The organism is Sphingobium sp. Ant17 (genome assembly GCF_000588875.1).
GTDB lineage: Bacteria > Pseudomonadota > Alphaproteobacteria > Sphingomonadales > Sphingomonadaceae > Sphingobium.
In genome coordinates this window covers 57,596-84,571 of the sequence record NZ_JEMV01000013.1, presented here as the reverse complement: position 1 = coordinate 84,571, position 26,976 = coordinate 57,596, and the positions used below count along the sequence as shown (strand labels likewise).

The following is a 26,976-nucleotide window of genomic DNA, read 5'->3' as shown; positions in this document are numbered from 1 at the left end:
GACGATGACCGATGACAGAATGGCCCTTGTCGAGCTGATTGAGCAAGGGGCTGATAGCGATTTGGTGCGTGAGATGCTGGCTTTCGCCGCAGAGCGCATGATGGATCTGGAGATCGAGGCGAAGACGGGTGTGCCTTGCGGGTCCCGCAGCCCTGAGCGGCTCAACCACCGCAATGGCTACCGTGAGCGGGGCTGGGATACGCGCGCCGGACGGATTGATCTGGCGATCCCCAAGCTCAGGAAGGGCAGCTACTTCCCGAGCTTCCTGGAGCCACGCCGCACCGCCGAGAAGGCCTTGGCGGCAGTGATCCAGGAAGCCTACGTCCATGGCGTCTCGACCCGCTCAGTCGACGATCTGGTCAAGGCGATGGGCGCCAGCGGTGTTTCAAAGAGCCAGGTCAGCCGTTTGGTTGCCGAGATCGACGAGCGGGTGAATGCCTTCCTTACGCGGCCCATTGAAGGCGAGTGGCCCTATCTATGGATCGATGCCACCTACCTCAAAGAGCGCGAGGGCGGCCGGATTGTCTCGACGGCGGCGATAATCGCGGTGGGCGTCAACACCGATGGCCGGCGCGAGGTTCTGGGCGTAGCCACCGGCCCCTCGGAGGCCGAACCCTTCTGGAAAGCCTTCCTGCGCTCGCTGGCGGATCGCGGCCTGCGTGGTGTGAAGCTGGTCATCTCCGACGATCACAAAGGGCTGCGCGCCGCCGCCAGCAAGGTATTTTCCGCGACCCAGCAGCGCTGCCGGGTGCACTGGATGCGAGGCGCGTTTGCCCATGCCGCGCCCAAACAACGGCCCGCCGTCATTGCCATGATCAAGACGATCTTCGCGCAGGAAACGGCCGAGGCGGCGCACCAGCAGTGGGACCAGGTTACCGATGCCCTGCGCGAGAAGTTTCCAAAGCTGGCCGACATGATGGATGCATCACGCGAAGACGTGCTCGCCTACATGGCCTTCCCTAAGGATCATTGGGCGCAAATCGCGTCCACCAACCCGTTGGAAAGGGTCAACAAGGAGATCAAGCGGAGGGCGGACGTGATCGGCATATTCCCGAATGACGCTGCCGTCGTTCGTCTCGTCGGAGCGCTCATGCTGGAGCAGAACGATGAGTGGGCGGTATCGCGCCGCTACATGACACTGGAAACCCCCGGCTCGGTGAGCCATAACCCTATTGTCAGCTTGCCAGCACTGGCCGCCTGAGAGTCGGTTTCGAAACTCACGCTGACCGAGCCAAACGGCGTAGCATGAGCATGGCGGCGGCGGCGTAGAGGAAGGCTGCGGCGGATTTGAGGGTGGCTTCCACGTCCTTGGCCAGACGGCGGTTTCGATTGACCCAAGCGAAGAACCGCTCGACCACCCAGCGCCGAGGGAGGACGACGAAGCCGGACTGCCCGGCGATCTTGCTGACTATCTCGACGGTGATGCGGGTCGCCTCGGTGACACGGTGATGGTTATAGCCGCCATCGGCCCAGACCTTCTCGATGAACGGGAAGAGGCCGCGCGAGATTTGCAGCAACGCGCCGCCGCCATCACGATCCTGGACATCGGCGGTGTGCGGCTCGACAAGCAGCGGCCTGCCGTCAGTATCGACCAGAGCATGGCGCTTGCGACCTTTGATCTTCTTGCCAGCATCTAGCCGCGCGGTCCGCCGCTCTCGGTGGTCTTGACGCTCTGACTGTCGATGATGGCTGCGCTTGGCGAGGCGTCCCTTCCGGCTCGCTCGCGATCGAGCGCGACCAGCGCATGGTTGATCCGCTCGAACAGGCATTCGTCACGAAACCGGGCAAACCAGCGGTATACCGTCTGCCACGGCGGGAAGTCCTTGGGCAGCAACCGCCATGCAATCCCGCCGCGCAGAACGTAGAAGATGGCGTTCACGATTTCGCGCATTGGCCATTGCCGTCGCCGCCCCGTCGTGCGCGCCTCGGGAACAAATGCCGCGATCAGCGCCCACTCGGCATCGCTCAAATCCGTCTGGTAACGCTTCGAAACACGCGTATGCTGCACGCGGGTGGCTGGGGTCCACATCAAGATCTCCGGGTTGTCTGCAAAACCCCCGGAATCACACGAACCTCAGCCGCTCAACCCCTTTCGAAACGGCCTCTGACCTGAACCCGATCCTGCCGTAGATCGACGGTTCCTACACCACCCCGTGGGACACGACCTATCCAGCCTCAACCTTGAGGCTTTTTATTCAACCCAACTGGCCCCATTTTAAACCGGTGCCTGGCCCGTTTTTATCCCGGTGTTGACACGCGTCAAAGAGATCAGCCATAGGTGCGTCATACGCACAGGTTATGTGCTTGTCGTGATAATGTCCTTCGCGTTCCAATCTCTCACATGGGCAGCCAAGCAGGGCATTAACATTGCGTTTGCATCGATGCTCGAACCGCTGACCAGCGGCGAGATTTCCCGATGCCAACCGAGCAGAAGAGAAAATTGGCATGTTTGAGACAACCAATCCCTACACCGGCGAGACCCTGAAGACGTTTGAGACGGCGACTGCCGGGGAAATTACCCAAGCTATCGGGGATGCCGATGCGGCTTTCCAGCAGTGGCGCATGACCTCATTCGCCAAACGCGTTGAGGTCATGCGCGCGGCGGCGCAAATCCTGCGTCGTGACACCGACAAGTACGCGCCGCTCCTGACGGTGGAAATGGGCAAGCTGATCGCCGAGGCGCACGCCGAAGTCGAACTGTCCGCCGCGATCTTCGACTATTACGCGGATAACGCTGAACGGCTTCTGGCGCCCGAAAAGCTCCCCGTCACAGACCCTGCCGAAGGCGATGCGGTTCTCGTCCATGATCCGCTTGGCGTGCTGCTCGCGATCGAGCCGTGGAATTTTCCTTACTACCAGATCGCGCGGATCATCGCGCCGCAGCTTTCTGCGGGTAATACGATCCTGCTCAAGCATGCGGCGAACGTGCCGCAGTGCGCTGCGGCGTTCGAAGAATTGATGCTGGAGGCCGGTCTTCCTAAGCATGCTTTCATCAACCTTTACGTCGATCACGACCATGTACAGATGATCCTCGACGATCCGCGCGTGCAGGGTGTCGCACTGACGGGTTCGGAAGCTGCCGGCGCTGCCGTGGCATCGGCAGCGGGCAGGGCGCTCAAAAAGTCCACCATGGAACTCGGCGGCGCCGATGCCTTCATCGTGCTAAAGGACGCCGACCTCGAAAAGACCGTCAAATGGGCAGTGTTCGGCAGGCACTGGAACGGTGGGCAGGTCTGCGTCTCGTCCAAACGCATGATCATTGCCGACGAGTCTACGACGAATTCCTCGAAAGCTATACCAAAGGTGTGGGCGCGTTGCGCATGGGTGACCCATTCGACCCTGAGACCACTCTGGCGCCGCTCTCTTCCCAACGGGCTGCGGATGGTCTCAGAGAAATGATCGCCAAGGCGGTCGAACATGGCGCCACGGCCACTGCTGTGGGTCCCGAAATTCCCAATCAGGGCGCTTTCGTGCAGCCCACCATCCTGACCGATATCGGCGATGATAATCCCGCGCGACACTGGGAGTTCTTCGGCCCGGTCTCGATGCTGTTTCGAGCGAAGAACGAAGATGATGCCGTGCGCATCGCCAACGATTCCCCCTTTGGCCTTGGCGGCTCGGTCTTCACGTCGGATACGGCCCACGGTGCCAAGGTGGCGCGGCGCATCTCGACCGGCATGGTCTTCGTCAACCATCCGACCATGGTCAAAGCCGATCTGCCGTTCGGCGGCGTGCGCAGGTCGGGCTATGGACGCGAACTGCTCGGTCTTGGCATCAAGGAATTCGTTAATCACAAGCTGATCGACATCGTCGATATCGACGCGCCATTCTGAGGATACCTGACTTACGGACTGCGCATATCGGCGAAGCCGACAGCGTTTTATTGTTTATGAAGCGAGGCCCCAATGCAGAGCACCATGAAAGCCGCCGTCGTACGTGAATTCGGCAAGCCCCTCGTGATCGAGGAGGTGCAGGTGCCCCGGCCAGGGCCGGGCCAGATCCTCGTCAAGATCGCCGCAACTGGCGTGTGCCATACCGACCTTCACGCGGCTGAAGGCGACTGGCCGGTCAAGCCGAACCCGCCCTTCATCCCGGGACACGAGGGGGCAGGGCATGTCGTAGCTGTCGGGCAGGGCGTAATCCATGTGAAGGAGGGCGACCGGGTCGGTGTGCCATGGCTCTATTCCGCTTGCGGGCACTGCGTGCACTGCCTGGGGGGCTGGGAAACCCTGTGCCACGAGCAGCAGAACACCGGCTACTCGGTAAACGGCAGCTTCGCAGAGTATGTGCTGGCCGATGCCAATTACGTAGGCCGCCTTCCGGACAATGTTAGCTTCATCGACATCTCGCCGATCCTGTGCGCCGGGGTTACCGTCTACAAGGGCCTCAAGGTCACCGATACGAAGCCGGGCGATTGGGTGGCGATATCAGGTATCGGGGGTCTCGGGCATATGGCGGTACAATATGCCAAGGCGATGGGGTTTAATGTGGTCGCGGTCGATATCGACGACGCAAAACTGAAGCTTGCACAGGATCTTGGCGCGTCGCTGACCGTCAACGCGCGGGATGTGGATCCGGTGGCCTTCATCACCAAAGAGATTGGCGGCGCGCAGGGCGTTCTGGTCACTGCTGTCTCCCCGACAGCCTTCCAGCAGGCGATGGGCATGGCGCGGCGCGGCGGGACCATATCGCTCAATGGCTTGCCGCCCGGTGATTTTCCCATCTCGATTTTCGACACTGTCCTCAACGGCATCACCGTGCGCGGCTCGATCGTCGGCACACGCCTCGACTTGCAGGAATCGCTCGACTTTGCGGCGCAGGGCAAGGTCAAGGCGACGGTCACTACCGATAGCCTCGAGAACATCAACGACGTCTTCGCCCGCATGCACAAGGGCGAGATCGAGGGACGCGTGGTTCTCGATCTCGAGAACGCCTAGCAATCCCTGCCTCGGTTTGCCGATCCCGTAGTTCGGGATGGCGCACCTGATCCGTTGTCGCTCACTTTCCCCGGTAGGCGACAGCGGAGCCATTCCGCCAGAAACACACCGCTAAGGCCCCCGGTCTGCTGGCGGCGATGGATGGCATTAATGCACGCTTCGGCCGCAATACCATTGTCCTCGCCGCCCAAGGATGCGGCGCTCGGTCTTTCGACACCAAGCGGTCCCAAAAAAGCCCGGCCTGGACAACCCGAATAGCGGAGATACCGATCGCCCGCTAATCGCGCCGATTTGCGTTGTGGAACAGCAAAATATCCGTACTGATTTACGCCTGTTTTCGTTCTGTGGGGACTTATGACGACCGGCATTCTTATAGCGCTGCTATTCGCAGCCTGTGTCATTGCGACCTACTATGCTTATGAAGTTAGAAAGCTTCGGGTAAAAAATCTGCTGCCGGCTGCCCCCGAAATTGAACAATTTCACATTGAATCAAATCAAGCCAATGAGGTCATTACTCCATCTTCAGTAATAATGTCTGATGGGGGCGTCACATAAAACGGGCACCGATATACGCTAAGGCCTGAGGGCGTCGGGAAACACCCGTTTGTCGCGCATCTGCGATGGCGATAGGGTTTTCCGTCATCCCTGGTGCCTAGCGACGACTTTTGGGACAAAGCCGTCGTAGCAAGCTCAGCCACATTGAGTCGATCTACGGGAAAGGCTGTCTTGCACTCGGCGCCTCTTGCGCGACGGCATGGCGATCGCTCCCCCCGTCTAGAAAGGGATAGGCTATCGAAAGAGTCTGGGTGACATCGTCCAGCCAAACGATCAATTTCGCTATTGATTTCATCATGGTAGGCCGCTTGCATGACCGCATCCGATCGCGCCGAACAGAATCTAATCCTCCGCTGTCCGGAGCCGCTCAATGCGGAAACGCCTCCGGATAAACTGATCACGTCCTTCCTGACGCCGCAGGCGAATTTCTACATCCGCAGTCACGGACCTACGCCGGAGCTGGCCGACGATCATCGTATAGCGCTGGACGGCTTGGTCGACCGCCCGCGCTCCTACACGGTCGCCGAACTTCAAACGGCATTTGCGACCCGGACAGTGACCGCGACCATGCAGTGCGCCGGCAATCGTCGGGCACATCTTCAAGACGTGGAAAAGACTTCGGGCGATCCCTGGGACGTGGGCGCGATCGGCAATGCGGCTTGGACCGGCGTCGCACTGTGCGACGTACTCGCCGCGGCCGGCATCCAAGATGGCGCGTCGTTCGTCGGCACTACGGGGGCCGACGACGTGGATGTCGATGGTGAGACGGCGCCGTTCGGTGCCTCGATCTCGATCGCCAAGGCGCTAGAGCCGGACGTGCTCATCGCCTGGGGCATGAACGGCGAGGTGCTGGCCCCCGAACATGGCGCACCGCTGCGGCTCGTCGTGCCGGGCTATGCGGGCGTTCGTAGCGCCAAGTGGCTGACGCGCATCGAGGTGCGCGATCGCCCGTCCGATGCGCCGATCCAGGCCAAGGACTACAAGCTCTTTCCGGCGTCGGTAGCGAAGGAGGACGCGGATTGGGACCGGGGCCTGACGATCGAGGAGATGCCGCTCAACGCTGCGATCTGCGCCCCCGTGGACGGCGCGCATATCGGCGCCGGCGCATGCGAAATCGCGGGCTATGCGGTCGCCTTCGGCCGAGCGGTCTCGCGCGTCGAGGTCTCCGTCAATGACGGCACCGACTGGCTGCAGGCGGAACTGACCAGCCAACCGGATTCACCCTGGAGCTGGACGCAGTGGCACGTCACGGTCGATCTCTCGCCCGGGCTCCACGTCCTGGTCGTGCGCGCCGTCGACGGTGCCGGGCAGATGCAGCCCGAACGGCCCGAAGCGATCTGGAACTTCGCCGGCTATCTCTCGACGGCTTGGCATCGCATCACCGTCACCGCCGGCTGATGGACGCGCCGCACGACGCCGATCGGGCCCATGCGAAGCTGGCGGAGAGCGCGAGCACGCTGAAGGACAGCGCAGTCCAGCAGGTGGACAGCGCTGATCGTCGCACGGAGCTTGCCGCAGACGCACAATCCTCGCCGGTGAACGCACCTATGCCGCCTGGGTGCGTACCGGACTGGCGGCGCTCGCTTCCGGGATCGGCGCGCGCGCGCTGCTCAAGGACGTCGTGTTCCCGTGGCTGGCGACGGCGACCGGGACCATGCTGATCCTGTTCAGCGCCTTTTGCTTTGTCGCCGCGGTGTGGCGCGAGATGGGTGCCGGCGCCCCGCCGCCACGACCCGACATCAAGCGCCTGCCAGCGGCGTTGCTCCTGGTAATGAACGGGTTTCTTATGCTCGTGTCGCTGGCCGCGCTCGTCGGCATCTGGACGGCGCGCTCGTAGCGCAGCAGCGCTAACCACGCTACGGGCCGATCAGACCCGGCAGCGCATCGGCGGCTTTCGTGCGGTATCGCCCCTTGTGACGCAGCCCGAAAACGACGCGCGGGTCGAAACCGATCGGTCCCGCATGTAGCGTACCCGGGTCGGTCCATATAACGGGCTCAGATAGACCCTGGCGACTGACAGGTCCGAGCATTTGCCCGACCAACATGCCCATTGACGGTTGGGGCCAACGTCTCATACATCGACCTCGGCAATGGATTTCTGCCGGGCAATTTGGCCGAACCGCTCTGACATGAGCTGATGATTCCTACTTGGCGCCGTCAGGCAGCAAGGAGGAATTGTGCGCGCTACCTTTCGCAATCTGGTCGACACGCTGAACGTTGCGGCATTTGTGCGCGATCGTCACGACCATGCGATCTCTGTCCTGCGCTGGGCGCTGATCCTGCTGCCCATGGCGGCACTCGTCGGGACGCTATGTGCGGCGTTCCTGTTGAGCCTCGATACCGTTACGCGACTGCGGTTCGCATCGCCCTGGCTGCTCTATCTGCTGCCGGTGGGCGGGTTCGTGGTCGGATTGCTCTACCATCTCACCGGGCGCTCGGTGGAGGGCGGCAACAACCTGATCGTCGAGCAGATCCACGAGCCGGGCGGCGGTGTGCCGCTGCGGATGGCGCCGCTCATCTTCTTCGGCACAGTGGTGACGCATCTTTTCGGTGGCTCGGCCGGACGTGAAGGCACCGCCGTCCAATTAGGCGGAAGCCTTGCCAGCGGTTTCGGCCGCGCGCTCCACCTCGATGCGGGCGGCACGCGCATCCTGTTGAAGACGGGGATCGCAGCCGGGTTCGGCGCGGTCTTCGGCACGCCGATCGCAGGAGCGGTCTTCGCGCTCGAAGTGCTGGCGATCGGCCGCGTTGAATATTCCGCGCTGGTGCCTTGCCTTGTTGCAGCGCTGGTCGGCGATTGGACGTGCCTCGCCTGGGGTATCCATCACGGTGTCTACCCGATCGGTGCGTTGATACCCGTCGATGCGCTGCTCGTGACGAAGGCAGGTGTTGCGGGGATCATATTCGGACTGGTCGGTCTGGCCTTCGCCGAAGCCAACCACGTGGTCGGGGGATGGCTCAAGCGGATCGTTCCCTATGGTCCACTACGTCCAGTGATCGGCGGGGCCGTCGTTATCGCGCTCGTCTTCCTATTCGGCACGCGCGACTATCTGGGCCTGGGTGTCCTGGCAGCGGGGCCCGACAGCCTTACCATCGCCAGCTTCTTCGGACCGGACACGCATCCGTGGAGTTGGGCGATCAAGCTGCTGTTTACCGTCGTCACGCTCGGCGCGGGTTTCAAAGGCGGTGAAGTCACGCCGTTGTTCTTCATCGGCGCAGCGCTCGGTAACGCGCTGGCGCCTTTCTTGGGCGTGCCGACGGGCCTGTTCGCCGCGATCGGCTTTGTCGCGGTGTTTGCCGGGGCCGCCAATACCCCGCTCGCCTGCACCTTCATGGGAATCGAACTGTTCGGCGCCGCCTATGCGGTGCCGATCGCCGTCGCCTGTTTCGTGGCCTATCTCTGCTCGGGCCACAACGGCATCTACCTGTCGCAGCGCGTTGCGATACCCAAGGTGCCGGCAGACGGTCTGGCGCCCGATGCGACACTGCGCGAGACACGTACACGCCGCACAGCACTTCGCGCGCAAAACCGCGTGTCGTGAGTTGATGGCTTAACCTGATCCTCCAGATACGTCGGGCGCAGCCTTCGGATCGGGGTCCTGTGCCTTGCCCTTCGCGGCGCCCGGCTGCTTCGTGCTCATGGCAGTCAGATAGGCGACGATCGCCGGTACGTCGGCTGCGGCGACGGGTGCCTTGTAGACCTCGCGCATCTTGGTGACCTCCGCGGTCCACTGGTCGCCAGAGAGTGGTGGCTGGTTCAGCGCCATGCTCGCCGAATGACACGACGTGCAGTTGGCATTGATGACATCGGCATGCGGGCCGGCGGGATATTGACCTTCGTCGGTCGGAAGATCGACCGAGGTGGACGCCAGCGAAAAGCCGCGCGCCGAGACGCTTGGCGGCGGTGGTGCAGTCGGGGCCGCAGGCGGCGGGGCGACACGGCTGTTCGGGGAACCGATCGCAAGCAGCAGAACGACGGTCGCGCCGACGAACCCGAACGACAGCGTGCCGATGGAAGGCGTTTTCACAGGCGTTGCTCCTCAGCCGACGACGATGTTGGTGGTTTCGATGTTGCCGCGCATGAAACCGCCCGGGTTCCAGATCGGCGTCATCGGCTGCGCGAGGCCGGCGGTGTTCCAGCAGCGCGACATCAGCCTGGTCGGGCCCGCATGGGTGAGCGGAACCTGCGCATCCCAGCGGCGGAAACTGTATTTGCCGTGATCGGGGCCGAGCGTCGTCTTGTACCAGGTCTTGCCGTTGTCGGTCGACACATCGACCTTGGCGACGCCGCAATCGCCCCCCATCGCAATGCCGCCCAGCGGGATCGAGCGGTCGAACGCGATCGCCTGCCCTTCGTCGAGGCTCGTGACCCAACTGCGCGGGATCATCTTGTTGATCGGAACGGCCGGGAAATCCTTCTGGCCCGGCCGCACGTTCGCGCCTGGAGTGTCAGGGATTTTGTAAGCCTTGGCCATCCAGTAACCGTCGTCGGGTGCGGCGAGCACCTCGATGTCGTTCAGCATCTTGACCCAATAGGTCGAATACCAGCCGGGTACGATCAGCCGGACCGGGAAGCCATTGAGGAGCGGCATCTGCTCGCCGTTCATTCCGAACGCCAGCATCACTTCGCCGTCGCGTGCGTGGTCGATCGACAGCGACTTGGCGAAATCCGGTGCGCCCGTGACCACCGGCTGGTCGAGCGCACCGAACCGTACCGCGACCGCGCCCGGCTTCACGCCGGCGATGTCGAGCACGTCGCGTAAGCGAACGCCGAGCCATTTGGCGTTGCCCATCGCCCCGTGACGCCACTGCGCACCCGCCACCGGAGGCTGGAACAACGCCCGCGAATTGCCCGAGCATTGGTTGATTGCCGCCAACTCGACGCGCGGCAGCTTCAGCAGTTGCGCGAGCGAGATCGACAGCGGACGCGTGACCGCGCCGTACACCTTGATCCGGAACGCCTCGACATCGATCGCGGTCGGGATGTCGGCCCAGTGCCAGCGGACGAAGAACTGGTCGTTCGGCGTGAAGACGTCGCCATTGAACACGCTCATCGGCGTTTCCAGCAACGGCGGGTGGATACGCTGGAGGATCATGTTGCCCTTGCCGGGGAACGCGTTGGTCATGGGCCGTTCCGATGGGCCACCTGGCAGATGCAGATCGACCATGCTCTGCGCCAGCGCGGGTGCGGCGATCAGCGCGCCGCTACCGATCGCGGCTTCTGAGAGAAAGCGACGGCGGTTCATCGCCTGCGCCAATTTCATATCCAGGCTGTCCACCAGCATTCTCCCTTCGATGTCATGCTTTTATGCGCGACCCGTCCGCCGGTCTACCCGGTACGGGTCGATCGGATGCGACGGTTCGATCCGACAGGACGATCAGTTCGGCCCATCAATTGGCTTGGGCGATGCAGGGCGACACGAACAGGTTCCCGCGCCAGCCGCCCGCGACCGTCTTGGCGCCGACCAGCAGCCACATTGCTGCGAGCGCCACTGTGAGGACAGTGCCGACGATCCCGAAAAAGCCGAGCTGAAGCGTCGTGCCGAGCTTGAAGGTGGCGACCGTGTAGACGCCAAGCGGGAAGGTATAGCCCCACCAGCCGAGGTTGAACGGAATGCCCGCGCGCCAGTAGCGGATCGTGATCAGCGTCGCGAGCGCCAGCCACCACAGACCGAAACCCCAGAGCAGCAGCCCGGCAATCGTGCCAATCCCCTGCGCTACCGCGCCGATCTGCCCCAGGCCGTTGGCGGCGAGGATCGCGGGCGCGTTGCTGCCGAGCACCAGCATCCCAAGCGCGCCGGTGCCAATCGGACCGAGCGCGAGCCAGCTCGAGGCGGCCATGCTCTCGTGCGGCAGCTTGTGCAGTGCCATCCGCAGGATCAGGATCGCGAGGATGCCGAACGCGACCGGCACTGAATAAGCCCAGAGCACATACGACGTTGCGAGCACGACGAACTGGTGATGCGCGTCCGCCAGATGCGGGGCGAGCAGGCCGCCGCTCGCACCTGCGACCTCCGCCGCGACCACCGGCAGCAGCCACACCGCGGTCATGCCGTCGAGCGAATGTTCGTGCCGCGTGAACATGAGGTAGGGGATCGCCACACCGCAGGCGAGCGACATCGCGACGTCGATCCACCACAATGTCTCGGCGATCGGGATCACGCCGGCGCCGAACCGCGGCAGGCCGAACGCCAGGAACCCGTTGATGATCGTCGCGAGGCCCATCGGGATCGTACCGATGAACATCGATACGGTGTTGTGCCCGAAGATCCGCCGCGCCTCGTGCCCGAAAATCGTCCAGCGCGCGGTGTAGAGCCCGGCGAACAGCGTGAAGAGCGCGATGTTGAAATACCACAACACCTCGCCGACCGGGTGCAGCGATGCGCCGACGCCCGGCACCTGCGGCAAGGCGAGCGCGAGAATGCCGGTGCCCATCGTAGCGGCGAACCAGTTGGGGGTGAACTGCCGGATCATCTCGCGCGGGGAGTCGAGCCGGCTGAGGGGCTTCAGGCCATCGAAAACGGGTTTCAGATCGGCGGTCACTTGCCAGTCTCCTTGATGAGATCGGTCAGCGCATCGGCCGCCCGCGTTCGATACCGCTCTTTATGGCGCAGCGCGTAGAACGGACGCCGCGGCAGACCGAGCGGCAGATCGTGCAACGTTCCGGCGGCGATTGCTGGCGCGACGACATGCTGCGACAGCACCGCGACGCCTGCGCCGGCCTCGACCGCGCTGCGGACTGCCTCGTTCGATGGCAGGGTCAGCGCTATGGTGAGGTCCGACGGATCGACGCCACGCTGACGCAATACCTCTTCGAACGACGAGCGCGTGCCCGATCCCTGCTCGCGGACGATCCAGCGTGCGGCGCGGATCCAGTCCTCGTCGATCGTGTCGGCTGCGCGGTCGCTTACCAGCACCATGCGGTCGTTAGCGACCGTCCAATGCGCGAGCGCGGGCTCGTCGATCACACCCTCGACGAAGCCGAGCTCGACCGCACCGTCGAGCACGCGCGCCGCGGCCCCTTCCGTGTTGTCGATCGCCAGTTCGATCGTGATCGCGGGGTAGCGCGCATGGAACGCCGCTAGCTGGCGGGGCAGCCAATAGCCCGCGATCGTTTGGCTTGCGACCAGCCGCAGTGTGCCGCGCTCCAGCCCGGCATATTCGGCCAGTGCAAGTTCCGCGCTAGCCGCACGGCCAAGGACGGCGCGTGCGTCGATCAGAAACATGCGGCCCGCTTCGGACAGTTCGATCCCGCGGCCGACCCGGTGGAACAGCGGCACGCCGTGCCGAGCTTCTAGCGCGGCGATGGCAGCGCTTGCGGCCGACTGCGTCACATTGAGCGCTTCGGCAGCACGCGTCATGTGCTCGCGCTCTGCGACACCGACGAAAATCCTGAGTTGTTCCAGGGTCATGCCCGATCTCCTTGCCCCAATGATAGGGAAAGGAGATCAATCGCACCAACCAAAGATTACGGTCATTCCAATCAGATATACCGATCGGTCATTTCAGAATGTCGATAACCGCCTCACGTTCATCGACCAGTTCGGCAATCGTGCGATCAAGCATCGTTCGCTGGAATGGATCGAGGATCAGTCCTTCGATACGCGCATACCCACCGCTTTTGCAGTGCACCGGCACGCCGCACACCAGCCCTTGCGGGATACCGTAGGAGCCATCTGACACCACGCCCATCGACACCCAATTGTCGCCTGCGCCGTGCACCCAATCGCGCAGATGGTCGATCGCCGCATTTGCTGCCGACGCGGCCGAGGACGCACCCCGTGCTTCGATGATCGCGGTTCCGCGCTGCGCAACGGTGGGGATCAGGGTCTCGCGGTACCAGGCCTCGTTTCCGATACGGTCGGCAAGCTTTTGGCCATCGAGTTCGGCATTCCCCCAGTCGGCAAACATCGTCGGCGAATGGTTTCCCCAGACGACGAGCTTTGTAATCGCATCGACACCGACACCCGCCTTGGCCGCAAGCTGTCCCTGCGCGCGGTTGTGATCGAGGCGGATCATCGACGTGATGTTTTCGGCAGGGAAACCCGGTGCGCTTTGCGCAATGATCCAGGCATTTGTGTTGGCGGGATTACCGACGACCAGGATCTTGGCGTCGCGTTTGGCCACTGCGTCCAGCGCTGCGCCCTGCGTCTTGAAGATCGCTGCGTTGGCAGCGAGCAAATCACGGCGCTCCATGCCCTTCGAGCGGGGACGAGACCCGACCAGCATGGCCGCATCGATGTCCTTGAAAGCCACCATCGGATCATCAGTAATGATCACATCTGCCAGCAGCGGGAACGCGCAATCCTCCAGTTCCATGACCACGCCGCGTACTGCGTCCAGCGCCTGCGGCACGTCGAGCAGTTGAAGGATAACGGGCTGGTCCGGTCCGAACACGTCACCCTGCGCGACCCGGAAGAGCAGCGAATAGCAAATTTGTCCTGCGGCACCGCTGATCGCGATCCTGACGGGGGGCTTGGTCATTTTGGAAAGGGCTTTCGTTGGGAGATTACAGACGGTGTGAGACCGATCAACGCGCCGTCAGGGCAAGCGCCGCATCGCGCCCGGATGGCACCAGATTGGCGAGACCTTTTCCTGATCTTACGGCACCAGGAACGTAGATCAGGCTCTGCGCATCCGTACTGATCGGGATCGTCGACACGGTGGTGTACGTCAGCGTGTCGATCCCAGCGACCTTGTTGGTTCCGGCCAGGCTGGCATAGATCCTCGTACCATCGCCCGACGGCCAAACCGCACTCGGAGCCGCTTGTAGCGGGACGGTTGCCACAGCCTCCAGGCTGTCGGTTCTATAGACCTTGATTGCAGGTTGATCGCCGCCAACGCTGACATAGGCAAAGGAATCGTCTGCGCGCTGGGCGAAGTTGACCGCGCCCGTTGCTGGACCAGTGTTTATCACTTCGCGTACCGCAAACGGCGGTTTGGCAGCAAAGACCGTGGTCGTGCCGCTCTCGCGGCGTGTTGCCCAGATCTGTTTGCCATCTGGCGAGACCGCGATTGCTCCCGCACCTGCACCGTTGCTGGCAACGTGTCCGACGACGCGCCGATGCTCGACGTCGACAACCAGGATGGACGGCCTTTCAGTAAGCGATACAAAGGCATAGCGTCCGTTTGGCGACAGGATGGTCGCGCCCGCTCCGCCACTTGCTGGTACGCGGGTGATCTCCCGCGCTGTCTTAGGATCCACGACCGCGATGGCATGTTCATCGCCGAGCGAAACCCAGAGTTCGTGCCCATTGGGCGTAAACGCGACGGCGGTAGGCGACGTCTGGAACACGGTCCGGCCTCGTTCCGTGTTCGTGGCCAGATCTACGAGCGTCACACTGTGCTGCGCTAATGCCGATACCGCCAGGGTCCGCCCGTCACGCGTTGCAGCCAGGTGCTGGACTTTGGGGCTGGAAAAGCTGGGCTCAGCTATCGCGCTTTTGGCGAGGTCGATCCGTCCCAGTTCGTTGCCCGCTGCAGGATCGATGACAACGATCTTCGTCGATGTAGGGTCAGACACATAGATCCGGTCATGATGGCTGAGGTCGATATCAGCCTTCGACACGGTGCCTGAACCGCCTTGATATCGTAGGGAAAGTCGTCCGCCGCAGGTGCAGCCCAATAGGCCTGAGCGATCGCCGGGACTGGCGCTACGGAGGCCAACATCGCGGCAACCAGAACGATCGCAGCTTTCATCGTTTGATCCTTATCACGGACCCGGCGGGTGATCGTGCCGGTCCGATGCCGCTAGATCGACCGATATGTCCCTCGCGTCCAACGCATGGTCGCGATGATTTCAATACGAAAACGCGATTATAGATCGCCGACCGTTCCTGTTAAATGATTGGAATGACCGTGGTTATGCGTTGGACCGACCGCCCCGCCGCAATCATCTATCCTGTCACGCTCGGCATTCATCGAGACGCGCGGAGACTTCCTCATGGCAACACAGCCGATCTACGATCTCGCTACCGAGACACTCGTTGCTCCTAAGCCTGTGCGTCGACATCTCGCAATCGTGCCGGATGCAGGCAATTATGACGAGCTGGAAAGAACGGCTCCAGGCATCGCATCGCGCGGCGTCCATCCTGCCACGTTGGGCTTGCTCGTCGGCGTGTATGCAGCAATGTTGCTGACTTTCTGGACCTTCTTCGCACGTGATGCAGCTACGGCGCTCGTCCTGACGGTCGTGTCGGTCTTCATGATCCTGTATTTCGGTCTGATTGCTGGCGGCATCGTACTCAGCGATACTCCCGCCCCCGGCGAACCCCTCCGTTCGTTCTCGGAGTTCATCAAGGGCCCGGTCGATATCTTGACGGGCACGATCACAGGGCGCGAAGCGGCTATACAGATGCTCTTTCTCCCGGCCTGCATGGCCGTGCTAGCAACGATTATCGGCATCATCGCTCGCGTGTCGTAAACAGGAAAACTAGGGACAGGACGATGAGATCACGCATGACCTTGCTGATGGCGATAGGCTTGTCCGTATCGACCGCTGCTATCGCGCAAACGGACGGCTTCGCGTCCGCGATGGATGCGGCGATGACGCGGATGCACGGCGCGATGATGACCGGCTATTCAAACGATCCCGATCGCGACTTCGCAAGGATGATGATCCCGCATCATCAAGGTGCGATCGACATGGCTGAGATCGAGCTGCGTTACGGCAAGGACGAACGCCTGCGCCGGCTTGCGCAAGGGATCATCGTCGAACAGCGTCAGGAAATCGCGGTGATGCAGGGCATCCTATCCGAAGGCGGCGCGTTGCCACGTCACACCGGACCGACCGCGACTGGTCACCCCCATCACGGAGACCGTCCATGAAGCGTTTCACCCTAACCGCCTGCACCGCCTTGTGCTTTTCAGGCCCTGCGTTTGCCCAGCAAGTGCCCAATGCGACCCCCGACATCCCTGTCAGCGCGCAGGACCGGTTCTACACGTCGGACCAGTTCTCCAACACCGTGTCGGTGATCGACCCATCAACCAACACGCTGCTCGGCGTCATCAAGCTCGGCGACCAGACCCCCGCCAACCTCAGCCCGCTCTACAAGGGGCAGCTGCTTGTCCACGGCATGGGCTTCTCGCCCGATCGTAAGACGCTGGCGGCGATCTCGATCGGTTCGAACTCGGTGACGTTCATCGATACCGCGACCAATGCCGTGAAGCACACGACCTATGTCGGGCGCTCGCCGCATGAGGCGTTTTTCCGCCCCGACGGTCGCGAAGTCTGGGTCGCGGTGCGCGGCGAGGATTATATCCAGGTGCTCGACGGCAAGACCTTCGCGCCGACCACGCGCATCCCCGTCCCCAACGGCCCCGGCATGACGATTTTCTCGCCGAACGGGAAATACGGCTATGTCTGTTCGAGCTTCTCACCCGAGACCGTGGTGATCGACACCGCCTCGAAGAAGATCGTCGGTCGCGTCAAGCAGGCAAGCCCGTTCTGCCCCGACATCGCCGCGACGCCCGACGGCAAGCAGGTCTGGCTGACGCTGAAGGACGTCGGCAAGGTCATGGTGTTCGACGCCAAGCCACCCTTCGCAGTGCTGAAGACGTTCGACACCGGCGCGATCACCAACCACGTCAACATCGCCCGCACCAAGGCCGGCCAGTTCGCCTATGTGACGGTCGGCACCGAGAATGTCGTGAAGGTGTTCCGCACCACCGACTTCGTGCAGGTCGCGAGCATCCCGGTCGGCGCGCTGCCGCACGGTCTGTGGCCGTCGGGCGACGGCTCGCGGATCTATGTCGGGCTGGAGAACGCCGACGCTGTTGCGGCGATCGACACCGCCAGCAACACCGTCATCGCGACGATTCCGATCGGTCAGGGGCCGCAAGGCGTGGCCTATGTTCCCGGCGCGGTGCCGGTAGGCGAAGGCCGTGCAAACCTGATACCGCTCGCACAGGCCGGCATGAAGATCCAGCTGACCCTCGCCGGGACTGGCCGCAGCCAGGTCACGCTGTTCGATCAAGGCCAAGTCCAGATCCTGCAGGCGGCGGTTGCGGGCCTCAGCCCAAAGATGCCCTATGTCCTTGGGCTATCCTCCCGCGCTGATGGTGGCGGCGTGATCCAGCCTCTGGCAAAGTTCATGACCAATCCGGCTGGCGGCGCGATCGTCAACACGCTCGGACCGCTCCGCCAGATCGTCAGCGACGCGAAGGGCGACATGCGCCGGTACCTCGTCATTGCGTCAGGCGACCCGATGATGCCGAGCGCTGTCGTTCAGGTGCAGAAATGAGGGTTCAGGTGAACCCTGCGATCTCCTGTCCGTATCCAGTATCTTGGTCATGACGCCGGTATAGGTTGCCGCAGCGTCTTGAGACTGTCGGAAAACACATGTTTTCGGACACCCTTGGGTGATCCCTCGGCTTTGGTCGGCAATCCTGCGCCTGAATAGTCGACAAACCCTGTCGCTTTGACGTAGTGTACGACAAAGTGGTTTTGAGGGTTTGTCGTACATGCTGGTCGGATATATGCGAGTGTCATCGGCCGATGATCGCCAAACTGTCGATCTTCAGCGCGACGCTCTGGTCGCGGCGGGTGACCCAACGCCAACTCAGCTGGCTCGCCTCGTGGCATTTACGCGAGGAAACCTACGGTCGGGCTCTCGCCAGGTTGGTCGATGCCCAGCACACCGCGCCACTCGCCGCCCTGTTTGGGGCCGGGACATCGTCCAGTTCGGATGGTCAGAACTTCCCGCTCGATCGCCGTGCCCAGGCGACCGGTGCGGTCAATCCGCACAAGGGCGCGGAGCCTGCCGTCTCCTTCTACAGCCATGTCTCGGATCGCTACGCGCCGTTTCATTCCACCGTCATCTCCGCATCCGCGAGCGAGGCGGCGCAGGTGCTGGACGGGCTGCTCCATCACGGTGCTGATCTGCACATCGAGGAGCATCACGTCGATGGTGGGGGCATTTCCGACCATGTATTTGCGCTATGCCATCTACTCGGATTCCGGTTTGCGCCGCGCATACCGAATATCTCCGCGCGCCGGCTTTACCTGTTTGACGGCATCGAACCCGGCCCCGATATTGCGCCGCTCCTCGCGGGCAAGGTCGATGAGGGCCTGATCGCTGCCCATTGGGACGACGTGCTGCGCTTGGGCACCTCGATCCGCACCGGCGTCGTGAGTGCGTCAATCATGCTGGAACGGCTTGGCTCCTATCCCCGCGCCAATGGCCTGGCCTTGGCACTGCGCGAGATCGGCCGCGTCGAGCGCACCCTGTTCACGCTCGATTGGATCGAACAACCCGAACAGCGGCGTCGCGCGACCCGCGAACTCAACAAGGGTGAGGCCGAAAATGCGCTGAAACGCGCCATCTTTTTCCACCGGATCGGCCGTATCCGCGATCACGCATTGCAAGCCCAGACCCATCGAGCGAGCGCACTCAACCTCGTCGCCGGTGCTATCGTCCTCTGGAATACGACCTACATGCAAGCCGCCCGCATGCATCTTGCCAGTCTAGGCCGGTCGATCCCGCCGGACCTGCTGCAACACCTTTCGCCGCTCGGATGGCAGCACATCAACCTCACCGGCGATTATCTTTGGACCGACCCCGATGCGCCATCGCCGGCCCTCAGGCCGCTTCGCCAGATGCACGCCGTCGAAGGCCCGGCGAAACCTTAGCGTATATCTGGGTCCGTTCTATGTACCGCCCCCAGGAGGGCGGGGATCATGCCGCGCATCATGGCGCAGGCATGCCGGCCGGCGGGGGCATGTCCGCACCGGCAGAGCCGGGGTCGTCGGACATGGCGAAGATGATGAACCCCATGATGGATCGCATGATCAATGGGGAAGGGGAGAATGAGCACGGCCACGAATCGCGCCGGACCGGCTTCATCTCGCAGCTGCTCGCCTTTCCCGCGCTCGACGAAGCGGCAAGGCAGCGGGTCGCTGCGCAGGCTGGCGAACGGGTAAGCACGGGCCTGGCGATGATCAACGCCGCCTCGGCCGACGGCGCGCGTGCAACCACGGTCTCAGCCCGGCTCGATGCGGCGCGGCGCCTGCGCGAGGGAACCGACCTGTTCCGCTCCGGCACCGCCGCGCAGGGCGCGATCGGCGGCTTGCAGCCGCCCCGGGAGGTCGGGCTTGCCTGGCTGCGCGATCAGCTCGACATCGACCAGGCCGCGCCCGGCCATGCCGGTCACTGGTTCGGCATCTCGCCCTCGCACCTGCTTCTCATGCTGTTCCTGGGGCTGGTGAGCGCCACGCTGATCGCGCTGCAGATCTTCCGCCTGCGGCGGATCGGAGCGATCGCCGGCGGTGTCGCCACCGCCAAGGTTCCAGCAAAACCGGAGCCGACGGCTGCCCCTCCCGCTACCAGGGTTGCGCCCGCGCCTGCACCCGTTGCCGACAGCGCTGGGCTCGCGCCGAGCAATGCGGCCGCACCCGGTGGGGCTTCGCTGCGCAAGCCCAAAAGCTGGGCGGGGCAGCTGCGCGTGGTCCAGATCGTGCGAGAGACGCCGAGCGTGCTGACCTTCCGGCTCGCGGACCCGGCCGCCGACCGGCTGCCGTTCGACTTCCTGCCGGGCCAGTTTCTGCAGGTTGAGGTAGAGCCCGAAGCGGGCAAGACCGCGCGCCGTTCCTACACGATCGCCTCTTCGCCGACCCAGCGGGCCTATGTCGAGCTGACGGTCAAGCGCGAGGAGCAGGGCGTGGTCTCGCGACATCTGCACGACAAGGTCGTCGCCGACGATCTGCTGAAGGTCAGCGGACCGTTCGGCGCCTTCACCTTCACGGGAACGGATGCGCAGAGCATCGTGCTGATCGCGGGCGGGGTCGGCATCACCCCGATGATGTCGGTGCTGCGCTATCTCACCGACACCGCGTGGAAGGGCGATATCTTCTTCTTCTACGGCGCACGGTCGACCGAGGAATTCGTGTTCCGCGACGAGCTCGAGCGGCTCGAACGCCGCTTTCCCAACCTCCATGTCGTCGCCGCGATGCAGCGCGCGCCCGGCACCGTCTGGATGGGCCCCGAAGGGCCGATCACCCGCGAGATGATCCTGCTGCGGTGCCGGAGATCGCGAGCCGGCGGATCCATATGTGCGGCCCGCCGGCGATGATGGGCGCGATGCGCGGCGTGCTGGCGGAGCTCGGCGTCCCCGAAGCGCAGCTGCACACCGAGGCGTTCGGTCCGGCCTCGCTGCCGGCCGACCACGAGGATCTCGAGGTCAAGCCCGCGCCCGCGCCAGCGGATAAGCCGGCCCCGAGCGCCGAGGTGGCGCCGAGCACGGTGACCTTCTCCGTGTCGGGGGTGTCGGCGGCCTTGCCCGCGGACGAGACCGTGCTGGAGGCGGCCGAGGGCGCGGGCGCGAGATCCCCTATGCCTGCCGTGCGGGCACATGCGGCGCCTGTGTCGTCAAGCTACTGCAGGGCGAGGTGACGATGGAGGTCGAGTCCGGCCTTGCGCCCGCCGACAAGGCGCAAGGCTATGTGCTCGCGTGCCAGGCGAAGGGAACGGGCACGCCACTCGTGGTCGAAGCCTGATGCGCGAACGCAGCGACATCGCCGTCGGCCTGCTGGTCGCGTTCCTGCTGCTGTTCCCGTTCGGCTACCTCGTGCATGTGTCACCGCGCTTTCCGGGCAGCCTCGCTGGCGGGATCATCGGGATCGCAGCGCTCGTGCTGATGCTGCTGACGCTTCCCTATGTCGCGGCCAAGCACATCGCCTGGGTCGACAAGCTGCTCTCCCGGCTCGTCAGCAAGCCGACCCTGCTCGCCATCCACATCTATGCCGGCGTGCTGGCGCCGATCCTGGGTCTGGTCCACGCCGCGCACAAGCTCGAAAGCCCGGTCGGACTGCTTCTGACCGTCCTCCTGCTGATGACGGTCATCACCGGCTTCATCGGCCGTTACCTGCTTGCCCAGCTTGGTCGGGCGCTGCGCGGACGCAGGTCGGAACTGGCCTCGCTTCGCGCCGCCTTCCTCGAGGAGCCGGCGGCGCCGACGCAGGCCGATACCGCAGCCGCGCCGCTGTCGGGCTGGAAGCGCTATCTGTTCGTCGCCGGGGATGCGCCCGCGGGCCAGCACCCCCAGGACAAGGCGGGGATCGCCGCGGCGCTGGCCGATACCGAATTCGCGATCCGCGCCGAAGAGGCAACCAACACCCTGTTCGCGCGATGGCGGTTCCTGCACATCCTGCTGGGCTGTCTCATCTTCGCGCTGCTCGCGCTCCACGTCGGCGCGGCGATCTATTACGGGCTGCGCTGGCTATGAGCTGGCAGCGTCTTTCCTACGCCGTCTTCATCGCAGCCCTGCTGGTGATGGTCGCCGCGGTCGCGATCCGGATGCGATCGGACGCGCCTAGGGATGCCGGCCTGGTGGCGCAGCTCGTCTCGCCCGGCCCGCTCTCGAGCGCGCACCAGTCCTTCGCCGGCCAATGCACGGCCTGTCACACGCCGGGCAAGGGCGTCGAAACCCGGACCTGTCTCACCTGCCATGCAGGCACGGATTTCGGGACGAAGCAGTCGACGCAGTTCCACGCGAAAGCGACGCAGTGCACCTCCTGCCACGTCGAACATGAGGGAGAGCGCGGCATCATCCGCATGGATCACGCCGCGTTGCTCGACATGGCGAAGTGGCGGCAGCCGTTGGCGGGCATGTCGACAAACATTCGAAGCCTGACCCCCGAGACCGCGCTCAATTGCGCGAGCTGCCATGCGTTCCGCGATCCGCACCAGGGCCTGTTCGGCACCGACTGCGCGAGCTGCCACAAGACCGACAGCTGGAAGATCGCCAATTATCGCCATCCGTCGGTCAATTCGACGCAGTGCGCCGAGTGCCACAAGGCGCCGCCCAGTCACTTCATGGAGCATTTCAGCATGGTCTCGCAGCGCGCAGCCGGATCGAAGGCGCGCGTCGACCAATGCTATGCCTGTCACGCCACCGACAGCTTCAACAATATCCGCAAGCGAGGCTGGTATGATCACCATTGAGGCCGACTGGCTGAGCGCCTTCTTCCGGCTCGCGGTGATCGGCCTGGAACTGGCGGGTACGCTGACCATCCTGGTCGGCGCGGGGCTCGCAACCTTTCTGTTTGCGCGGCGGGCGAGGGCGGGCGACCGGACCGAGGCCTATAGCGCGTTCCGCTCGGCGCTCGGCCGCAGCATCCTGCTCGGCCTGGAATTCCTGGTCGCCGGCGACATCGTCAAGTCGCTGGTGATCAACCGACGCTCGACGATCTCATCGTGCTGGCAGGGCTGGTGCTGGTGCGGACCTTCCTGAGCATCTCGCTCGGGGTCGAGATCAACGGCCACTGGCCTTGGGAGGAAACCCGGATGGCGCGGGAGAAGGCACGCGCGGCGTGGGATGGGTCGCCTGCGACGGCTGAGGCCGCCGGATGCGGTACAGCGCTCAAGGGATAGCAGATGGGAGGTGCATGATGATCGAGAGACGCGAATTGCTGATGGCCGGCGCCGGCCTTGCCGCCGCTGGAACGCTGGCTGTGCCGGCGGCGGGGCAGCAGCATCCAATGGAAGGGATGGCGATGTCGATGACGGACTGCATCGACGATTGCGTGGCTTCGCACCGCATGTGCCTGGAGACCGCCACCTGGCTGACCAAGCGAGGCGGCGCGTCAGCCACGGCGTCGCTGATCGCCATGCTGAACGACTGTGCGGAACTGTGCCAGGCGTCCGCCAACTCGATGCTGCGCGAATCCCCCCTCCATACCATCCTGTGTCGCGCCTGCGCTGACGCCTGCGAACGATGTGCGCGGGAATGCCTGAGCCACGTCGTGGACGAGCGGATGAAGCGTTGCTCGGCTACCTGCAAGGACTGCGCCGCCAGCTGTCGGATGATGGCGGACATGGCGAGCTGAGTTTCCTCGGACACGCCCAGGCGTAGTGGGGTCAAGCAGATCCGGCACTATTGAAGCGATCCGTCGGCTCCACAATGTGGGGCCGCTGCGAAGCTGGGTCGTATGGGTGCGAAAGCGGGACTGGTTAAGGATCGGCGGTAGCGCATCTAGACCAGCCAGGCAGCGATCGCGCCAACCACCGACTTGGTTTCGGCAACGTCGCGGACTCGCACGGTATCCAGCCCGAGGTGCTTGGCCGGATAATCATTTCCGCCCGGGAAGATCGCGTCACCGAAGAAGATCATCTCGTCGAGTGCGACGCCGGTCTGCTCGGAAAGGCGCTTAAGGCCATAGGCCTTGTCTATGCCTTCGCGGGTGATGTCGATCGATGTCGCCCCGCCGATATTGATGGCAAAGCCTGGCAGCAACGGCTGGAGCAGGGCCTGCAATTTCTTGCGCTTGGCGTGATCCGGATCCCACGTGTCCTTGGCCTCGAGCGGCGCCTGCTGACCGAGCGCGGAGAATGTGATCTGGCTGCCGCGATCCTCGATCTGCTCGCCCCAGATGTTCTCGTTTGCATAGCCCGCCTGCTCGACCGCCTTGGTCAGTGCTTCGCGGATGCGCTGGCTTTCGTCGCCGGTGAACAGATCGGCATAGATACGCGTCCATTGGCCGTCGGCGTGACGATAGAGCTTGGTGCCCGTGGTCGGCTGGATGATGAAATTGTCGAGCCGCGCCCGGGCAGGCATGCGTGACACCACCTGTTTCTCGAATTGCGGCCAGTCGCCTCCGGAGATGATCGCTACCATCGTCACGTCGAGCAGGCGGGTAAGCAGATCCGCCATTTCATCGTCGAGCGGCTGCTTGCTGAGCGCGAGCGTTCCGTCGAGGTCGAAAGCGGCCAGTCGCTTCATGATGATCTCCCACAAGCGGCAGCAGAAATGCGTCGATGGCATCGGCGATGCCATCTTTGTCGTTGCTGGTTGAAATGTAGTGCGCTGCGCTACGGATCTCCTCAGGCGTCTTGCCCATGGCGATCGATAGCCCGGTGCGCACGAGCAAAGGGCAGGTCATTGGGCATGTGGCCGAGCGCCCGCGCCAGGGCATCGACGCCAGCTCGCTTGTTGGCATAGGAGTTGGTGATGTCCAGATAGTAGGTCCGCGACCGGGCAGTCGTCGCCGACGCCAGGCTCTTGTCCTTGCGAACCAAAGTCCGTCGATGTCGGAGATGACGAGGCCAAGCATCATTGGCCGATCCTGTGCCAGAAGCGGCCATCGCGTTCGAGTAGGGCATCTGCGCCGGCCGGGCCGGCGCTGCCTGGTGCATAGGATTCAAGCCTGCCCTTGCCCTTGGCCCAGTGATCGAGGATCGGCTGGACCGCGGCCCAGCCCGCCTCGATCTGCTCGGCGCGCTGGAACAATGTCTGGTCGCCGGTCATCATGTCATAGAGCAAGGTTTCGTAGCCGGTCCGGCCCGACAGCTTGAAGTGGTCGGCATAAGTGAAATCGAGCGTTGTTCCTGCGGTCTTGATCACTGGACCCGGTTTCTTGACCAGCATGTCTAAGACGATGCTTTCGTCCGGCTGCAGCTGGAAGATCAGGCGATTGGCTGGCAGGCGGTCGATCGGACAATCGCGGAATAAAGCGTAGGGCACTGCCTTGAACGTGACGACGATCTCCGTATCGCGCGCTGCCAGCGCCTTGCCGGTGCGCAGGTAGAAGGGCACGCCGGCCCAGCGCCAGGTGTCGACTTCCAGCTTCAGTGCGACATAGGTCTCGGTCCTGCTGTCGGCAGCGACATCCGGGACCTTACGATAGGCCGGCACGTTGCGGCTGCCGACACGGCCCTTGCCATATTGGCCGCGCACTGCGCAGACTGCGGTGGGCTTGCGGATCGCGCGCAACACCTTGGCCTTTTCGTCGCGGATCGCGTCGGCATCGAAGCTGTTGGGCGGCTCCATCGCGATCATCGCCAGCAGCTGGAACAGATGGTTGGGGACCATGTCGCGGAGCGCGCCGGTTGCATCGTAGAAAGATCCGCGCGATCCGACCTCGACCGTCTCGGCGGCGGTGATCTGGACATGGTCGATATAGCGATTGTTCCACACCGCTTCGAACCATTGGTTGGCGAAGCGCGCGACCAGGATGTTCTGGACAGTTTCCTTTCCCAGGAAATGGTCGAGCCGGTAGATCTGGCTTTCCGGGAGCAAGGCGAGGATTCGGGCGTCAAGCGCCTTGGCCGAGGCGAGGTCGTGGCCGAACGGCTTTTCGATCGCGACGCGGCGGAACCGACTGCCCGCTTCCGCCATCAGCCTTTGGCGGCAAGCTTTTCGACGATGGCGCCGAAGAATTGCGCCGGCGTGGCAAGGTAGAAGACCGCGCTTCGGTCGCCCAACGCCTGGGCGACATCGTCGAACACCCGGTCTGCGGTGAAATCGCCCTGGAGGTAGGCGATGCGCTTGCGCAGATCACGCCAGCAATCGCCCTCGGTCGCGAACTTATCCAGGCTGGCGCGCAACGTCTCGTCATCGCCATCGCTGCGGCCGATGCCGAGGATGGTGAATTCCTTTCCCAGTAATCCGTCGGTGCACAGATTGGTGACGGCGGGGACCAGCAGGCGGCGGGTCAGGTCCCCGGTCGCGCCGAAAATGACCAGAGTGGCGGGTGGGGCCGTCTTCATGGGAGCCTACTGCGGCATTTCGGTATGGCCGCCGAAGCCGAAGCGCATCGCCGACAGCACCTGGTCGCCGAACGTATGTTCGACGCGGCTGCGATAGCGCGCGAACAAGGCGGCCGAGAGGACGTAGGCGGGCACCGCTTCCTCCATCGCCGCCTCAATCGTCCAATGGCCTTCGCCCGAATCCGCCACGGTGCCGGTAAACTGGGCGAGCATCTGATCCTTGGCGAGCGCCGACGCGGTCAGGTCGAGCAGCCAGGAGGAGATGACCGATCCGCGGCGCCACACCTCGGCAATGTCGGTGAGGTTGAGATCGAAGCGCTCATCCTCAGGAAGCTTGTCGGATTTCTTCGACTTCAGGATGTCGAAGCCCTCGGCATAGGCCTGCATCAAACCATATTCGATGCCGTTGTGGACCATCTTGACGAAGTGGCCGGCGCCAGGCGGGCCGGCATGGATGTAGCCGAGCTCGGCGCGCGCATCCTCGCCTTCCTGCTCCATCCGATTGGGCGTGGGGGGGATCGTCCCTCGGCCCGGTGCCATCGTCTTGAAGATCGGATCGAGGTAGTCGACCACCTCCGTCTCGCCGCCGATCATCATGCAATAGCCGCGTTCGAGTCCCCAGACGCCGCCCGACGTGCCGATGTCGACATAGGCGACTTGCTTCGCCACGCAGAGCTTCGCGCGGCGGATATCGTCCCTGTAGAAGCTGTTGCCGCCGTCGATGATGATGTCGCCGGGCAGGGACTTTTCGAGCAGGGCGGTGATCGTATCCTCGGTCGGAGGACCCGCCGGGAGCATCACCCAGAAGATGGCGCGCTCGGCGAGCTTGCCGCGCAGATCGTCGAGCCCGGTCGCGCCGACCGCGCCTTCCTTGACCAGATCGTCGATCAGATGCTGGTTGCGATCGAAGACGACCGCTTCATGTCCGCCGCGCAACAGGCGACGGACGATATTGCCGCCCATGCGCCCCAGTCCGATCATCGCGATACGCATTTATGCTG

Annotated in this window: 26 protein-coding genes, 4 pseudogenes and 1 riboswitch; of the genes and pseudogenes, 17 read left to right on the top strand and 13 right to left on the bottom strand. The window is 63.6% G+C overall.

Annotated elements, in window-relative coordinates:
- Positions 1-4 precede the first annotated feature (4 nt).
- On the top strand, positions 5-1,201 hold the full coding sequence (locus tag BF95_RS08245) for an IS256 family transposase (protein WP_043150697.1): 1,197 nt from the start codon (positions 5-7) through the stop codon (positions 1,199-1,201).
- A gap of 16 nt (positions 1,202-1,217) precedes the next feature.
- On the opposite strand, the gene BF95_RS26230 is transcribed toward BF95_RS08245, so the two are convergent.
- Positions 1,218-2,029, bottom strand: a protein-coding gene (locus BF95_RS26230; protein ID WP_152542615.1) for an IS5 family transposase whose coding sequence is annotated in 2 segments (ribosomal slippage) — positions 1,218-1,636 and positions 1,636-2,029 — 813 coding nt in all. Because the reading frame shifts where the segments join, the coding sequence is not laid out codon by codon here.
- Between the two features lie 416 nt (positions 2,030-2,445).
- Here BF95_RS26230 and BF95_RS08235 point away from each other — a divergent pair.
- The 7 genes and pseudogenes from BF95_RS08235 to BF95_RS08210 all read left to right on the top strand — a co-directional run bounded on the left by BF95_RS08235 (position 2,446) and on the right by BF95_RS08210 (position 9,034).
- A pseudogene (locus BF95_RS08235) lies at positions 2,446-3,833 on the top strand (NAD-dependent succinate-semialdehyde dehydrogenase).
- A gap of 72 nt (positions 3,834-3,905) precedes the next feature.
- A complete protein-coding gene (adhP, locus tag BF95_RS08230) occupies positions 3,906-4,937 on the top strand; it encodes an alcohol dehydrogenase AdhP (RefSeq protein ID WP_043150695.1) in 1,032 nt (343 codons plus the stop codon).
- A 137-nt stretch (positions 4,938-5,074) separates the two neighbouring features.
- On the top strand, positions 5,075-5,218 hold the full coding sequence (locus BF95_RS26225) for a DUF4113 domain-containing protein (protein ID WP_443018347.1): 144 nt from the start codon (positions 5,075-5,077) through the stop codon (positions 5,216-5,218).
- A 73-nt stretch (positions 5,219-5,291) separates the two neighbouring features.
- On the top strand, positions 5,292-5,492 hold the full coding sequence (locus BF95_RS27275; RefSeq protein WP_143560316.1) for a hypothetical protein: 201 nt from the start codon (positions 5,292-5,294) through the stop codon (positions 5,490-5,492).
- Positions 5,493-5,804: 312 nt separating this feature from the next.
- The gene (locus BF95_RS08225) at positions 5,805-6,890 is read left to right on the top strand and encodes a sulfite oxidase (protein WP_043150693.1); all 1,086 of its coding nucleotides are present in this window, start codon (positions 5,805-5,807) and stop codon (positions 6,888-6,890) included.
- A gap of 127 nt (positions 6,891-7,017) precedes the next feature.
- The gene (locus BF95_RS28180; protein ID WP_268747155.1) at positions 7,018-7,329 is read left to right on the top strand and encodes a DUF202 domain-containing protein; all 312 of its coding nucleotides are present in this window, start codon (positions 7,018-7,020) and stop codon (positions 7,327-7,329) included.
- Positions 7,330-7,569: 240 nt separating this feature from the next.
- Positions 7,570-7,646, top strand: a riboswitch (Fluoride riboswitch).
- Positions 7,647-7,669: 23 nt separating this feature from the next.
- Complete coding sequence (locus BF95_RS08210; RefSeq protein ID WP_043150688.1) at positions 7,670-9,034, top strand: voltage-gated chloride channel family protein; 1,365 nt, start codon at positions 7,670-7,672, stop codon at positions 9,032-9,034.
- A gap of 9 nt (positions 9,035-9,043) precedes the next feature.
- Here the strand turns inward: BF95_RS08210 and BF95_RS08205 are convergent, their stop codons facing one another.
- The 6 genes from BF95_RS08205 to BF95_RS08180 form a co-directional block, all read right to left on the bottom strand.
- Positions 9,044-9,520 carry a hypothetical protein gene (locus tag BF95_RS08205; RefSeq protein ID WP_019054680.1) on the bottom strand — a complete coding sequence of 159 codons (477 nt, stop codon included), beginning with the start codon at positions 9,518-9,520 and terminating at the stop codon, positions 9,044-9,046.
- A 12-nt stretch (positions 9,521-9,532) separates the two neighbouring features.
- Entirely contained in the window at positions 9,533-10,756 is a 1,224-nt protein-coding gene (locus BF95_RS08200; protein ID WP_043150758.1) for a molybdopterin-dependent oxidoreductase, read from the bottom strand.
- 127 nt (positions 10,757-10,883) lie between these two features.
- Positions 10,884-12,035 carry a TDT family transporter gene (locus tag BF95_RS08195; protein ID WP_043150685.1) on the bottom strand — a complete coding sequence of 384 codons (1,152 nt, stop codon included), beginning with the start codon at positions 12,033-12,035 and terminating at the stop codon, positions 10,884-10,886.
- Positions 12,032-12,904: a LysR substrate-binding domain-containing protein gene (locus BF95_RS08190; protein WP_043150682.1), complete on the bottom strand. Its 873-nt coding sequence runs from the start codon at positions 12,902-12,904 to the stop codon at positions 12,032-12,034. Before BF95_RS08190 ends, BF95_RS08195 begins: the two co-directional genes overlap by 4 nt.
- Positions 12,905-12,992: 88 nt before the next feature.
- Positions 12,993-13,976 (bottom strand): malate dehydrogenase, encoded by a 984-nt coding sequence (locus BF95_RS08185; RefSeq protein ID WP_037535050.1) that lies wholly within the window; start codon positions 13,974-13,976, stop codon positions 12,993-12,995.
- A 46-nt stretch (positions 13,977-14,022) separates the two neighbouring features.
- Complete coding sequence (locus BF95_RS08180; RefSeq protein ID WP_051519912.1) at positions 14,023-15,060, bottom strand: hypothetical protein; 1,038 nt, start codon at positions 15,058-15,060, stop codon at positions 14,023-14,025.
- Positions 15,061-15,435: 375 nt separating this feature from the next.
- Here BF95_RS08180 and BF95_RS08175 point away from each other — a divergent pair, with 375 nt between their 5' ends.
- From BF95_RS08175 to BF95_RS08135, 9 genes and pseudogenes are all read left to right on the top strand, one after another.
- Positions 15,436-15,915 (top strand): hypothetical protein, encoded by a 480-nt coding sequence (locus tag BF95_RS08175; RefSeq protein WP_043150680.1) that lies wholly within the window; start codon positions 15,436-15,438, stop codon positions 15,913-15,915.
- A gap of 35 nt (positions 15,916-15,950) precedes the next feature.
- Positions 15,951-16,319: a CopM family metallochaperone gene (gene copM, locus BF95_RS08170; RefSeq protein ID WP_008828623.1), complete on the top strand. Its 369-nt coding sequence runs from the start codon at positions 15,951-15,953 to the stop codon at positions 16,317-16,319.
- The gene (locus tag BF95_RS08165; protein ID WP_037535052.1) at positions 16,316-17,734 is read left to right on the top strand and encodes a YncE family protein; all 1,419 of its coding nucleotides are present in this window, start codon (positions 16,316-16,318) and stop codon (positions 17,732-17,734) included. The genes copM and BF95_RS08165 overlap by 4 nt, the downstream gene beginning before the upstream one ends.
- A gap of 302 nt (positions 17,735-18,036) precedes the next feature.
- Positions 18,037-19,122, top strand: a pseudogene (locus BF95_RS08160) (Tn3 family transposase); the annotation flags it as partial.
- A 20-nt stretch (positions 19,123-19,142) separates the two neighbouring features.
- Positions 19,143-20,985, top strand: a pseudogene (locus tag BF95_RS08155) (2Fe-2S iron-sulfur cluster-binding protein).
- Positions 20,985-21,713: a hypothetical protein gene (locus BF95_RS08150; protein ID WP_043150673.1), complete on the top strand. Its 729-nt coding sequence runs from the start codon at positions 20,985-20,987 to the stop codon at positions 21,711-21,713. The pseudogene BF95_RS08155 and the gene BF95_RS08150 overlap by 1 nt, the downstream one beginning before the upstream one ends.
- Complete coding sequence (locus tag BF95_RS08145; protein WP_043150670.1) at positions 21,710-22,432, top strand: hypothetical protein; 723 nt, start codon at positions 21,710-21,712, stop codon at positions 22,430-22,432. The genes BF95_RS08150 and BF95_RS08145 overlap by 4 nt, the downstream gene beginning before the upstream one ends.
- Positions 22,419-22,861 (top strand): annotated as a pseudogene (locus tag BF95_RS08140) (DUF1622 domain-containing protein). Before BF95_RS08145 ends, BF95_RS08140 begins: the two are co-directional and overlap by 14 nt.
- A gap of 14 nt (positions 22,862-22,875) precedes the next feature.
- Entirely contained in the window at positions 22,876-23,316 is a 441-nt protein-coding gene (locus tag BF95_RS08135; protein WP_037476106.1) for a four-helix bundle copper-binding protein, read from the top strand.
- Positions 23,317-23,462: 146 nt separating this feature from the next.
- Here the strand turns inward: BF95_RS08135 and BF95_RS08130 are convergent, their stop codons facing one another.
- From BF95_RS08130 to gnd, 6 genes are read right to left on the bottom strand one after another with little or no spacing between them, the layout of a single operon-like run.
- Positions 23,463-24,209 (bottom strand): HAD-IIB family hydrolase, encoded by a 747-nt coding sequence (locus tag BF95_RS08130; RefSeq protein ID WP_009824013.1) that lies wholly within the window; start codon positions 24,207-24,209, stop codon positions 23,463-23,465.
- Entirely contained in the window at positions 24,142-24,327 is a 186-nt protein-coding gene (locus tag BF95_RS30970; RefSeq protein WP_202807666.1) for a hypothetical protein, read from the bottom strand. Before BF95_RS30970 ends, BF95_RS08130 begins: the two co-directional genes overlap by 68 nt.
- Positions 24,311-24,505, bottom strand: a complete 195-nt coding sequence (locus tag BF95_RS28075) for a hypothetical protein (RefSeq protein WP_037476108.1) — start codon at positions 24,503-24,505, stop codon at positions 24,311-24,313. The genes BF95_RS30970 and BF95_RS28075 overlap by 17 nt, the downstream gene beginning before the upstream one ends.
- A gap of 34 nt (positions 24,506-24,539) precedes the next feature.
- Positions 24,540-25,604 (bottom strand): glucose-6-phosphate dehydrogenase, encoded by a 1,065-nt coding sequence (zwf, locus tag BF95_RS08120; protein WP_268747154.1) that lies wholly within the window; start codon positions 25,602-25,604, stop codon positions 24,540-24,542.
- Entirely contained in the window at positions 25,604-25,975 is a 372-nt protein-coding gene (locus tag BF95_RS30310) for a hypothetical protein (protein ID WP_268747153.1), read from the bottom strand. The genes zwf and BF95_RS30310 overlap by 1 nt, the downstream gene beginning before the upstream one ends.
- A 6-nt stretch (positions 25,976-25,981) precedes the next feature.
- Positions 25,982-26,968 (bottom strand): phosphogluconate dehydrogenase (NAD(+)-dependent, decarboxylating), encoded by a 987-nt coding sequence (gene gnd / locus BF95_RS08115; protein WP_043150666.1) that lies wholly within the window; start codon positions 26,966-26,968, stop codon positions 25,982-25,984.
- Positions 26,969-26,976: the final 8 nt, after the last annotated feature.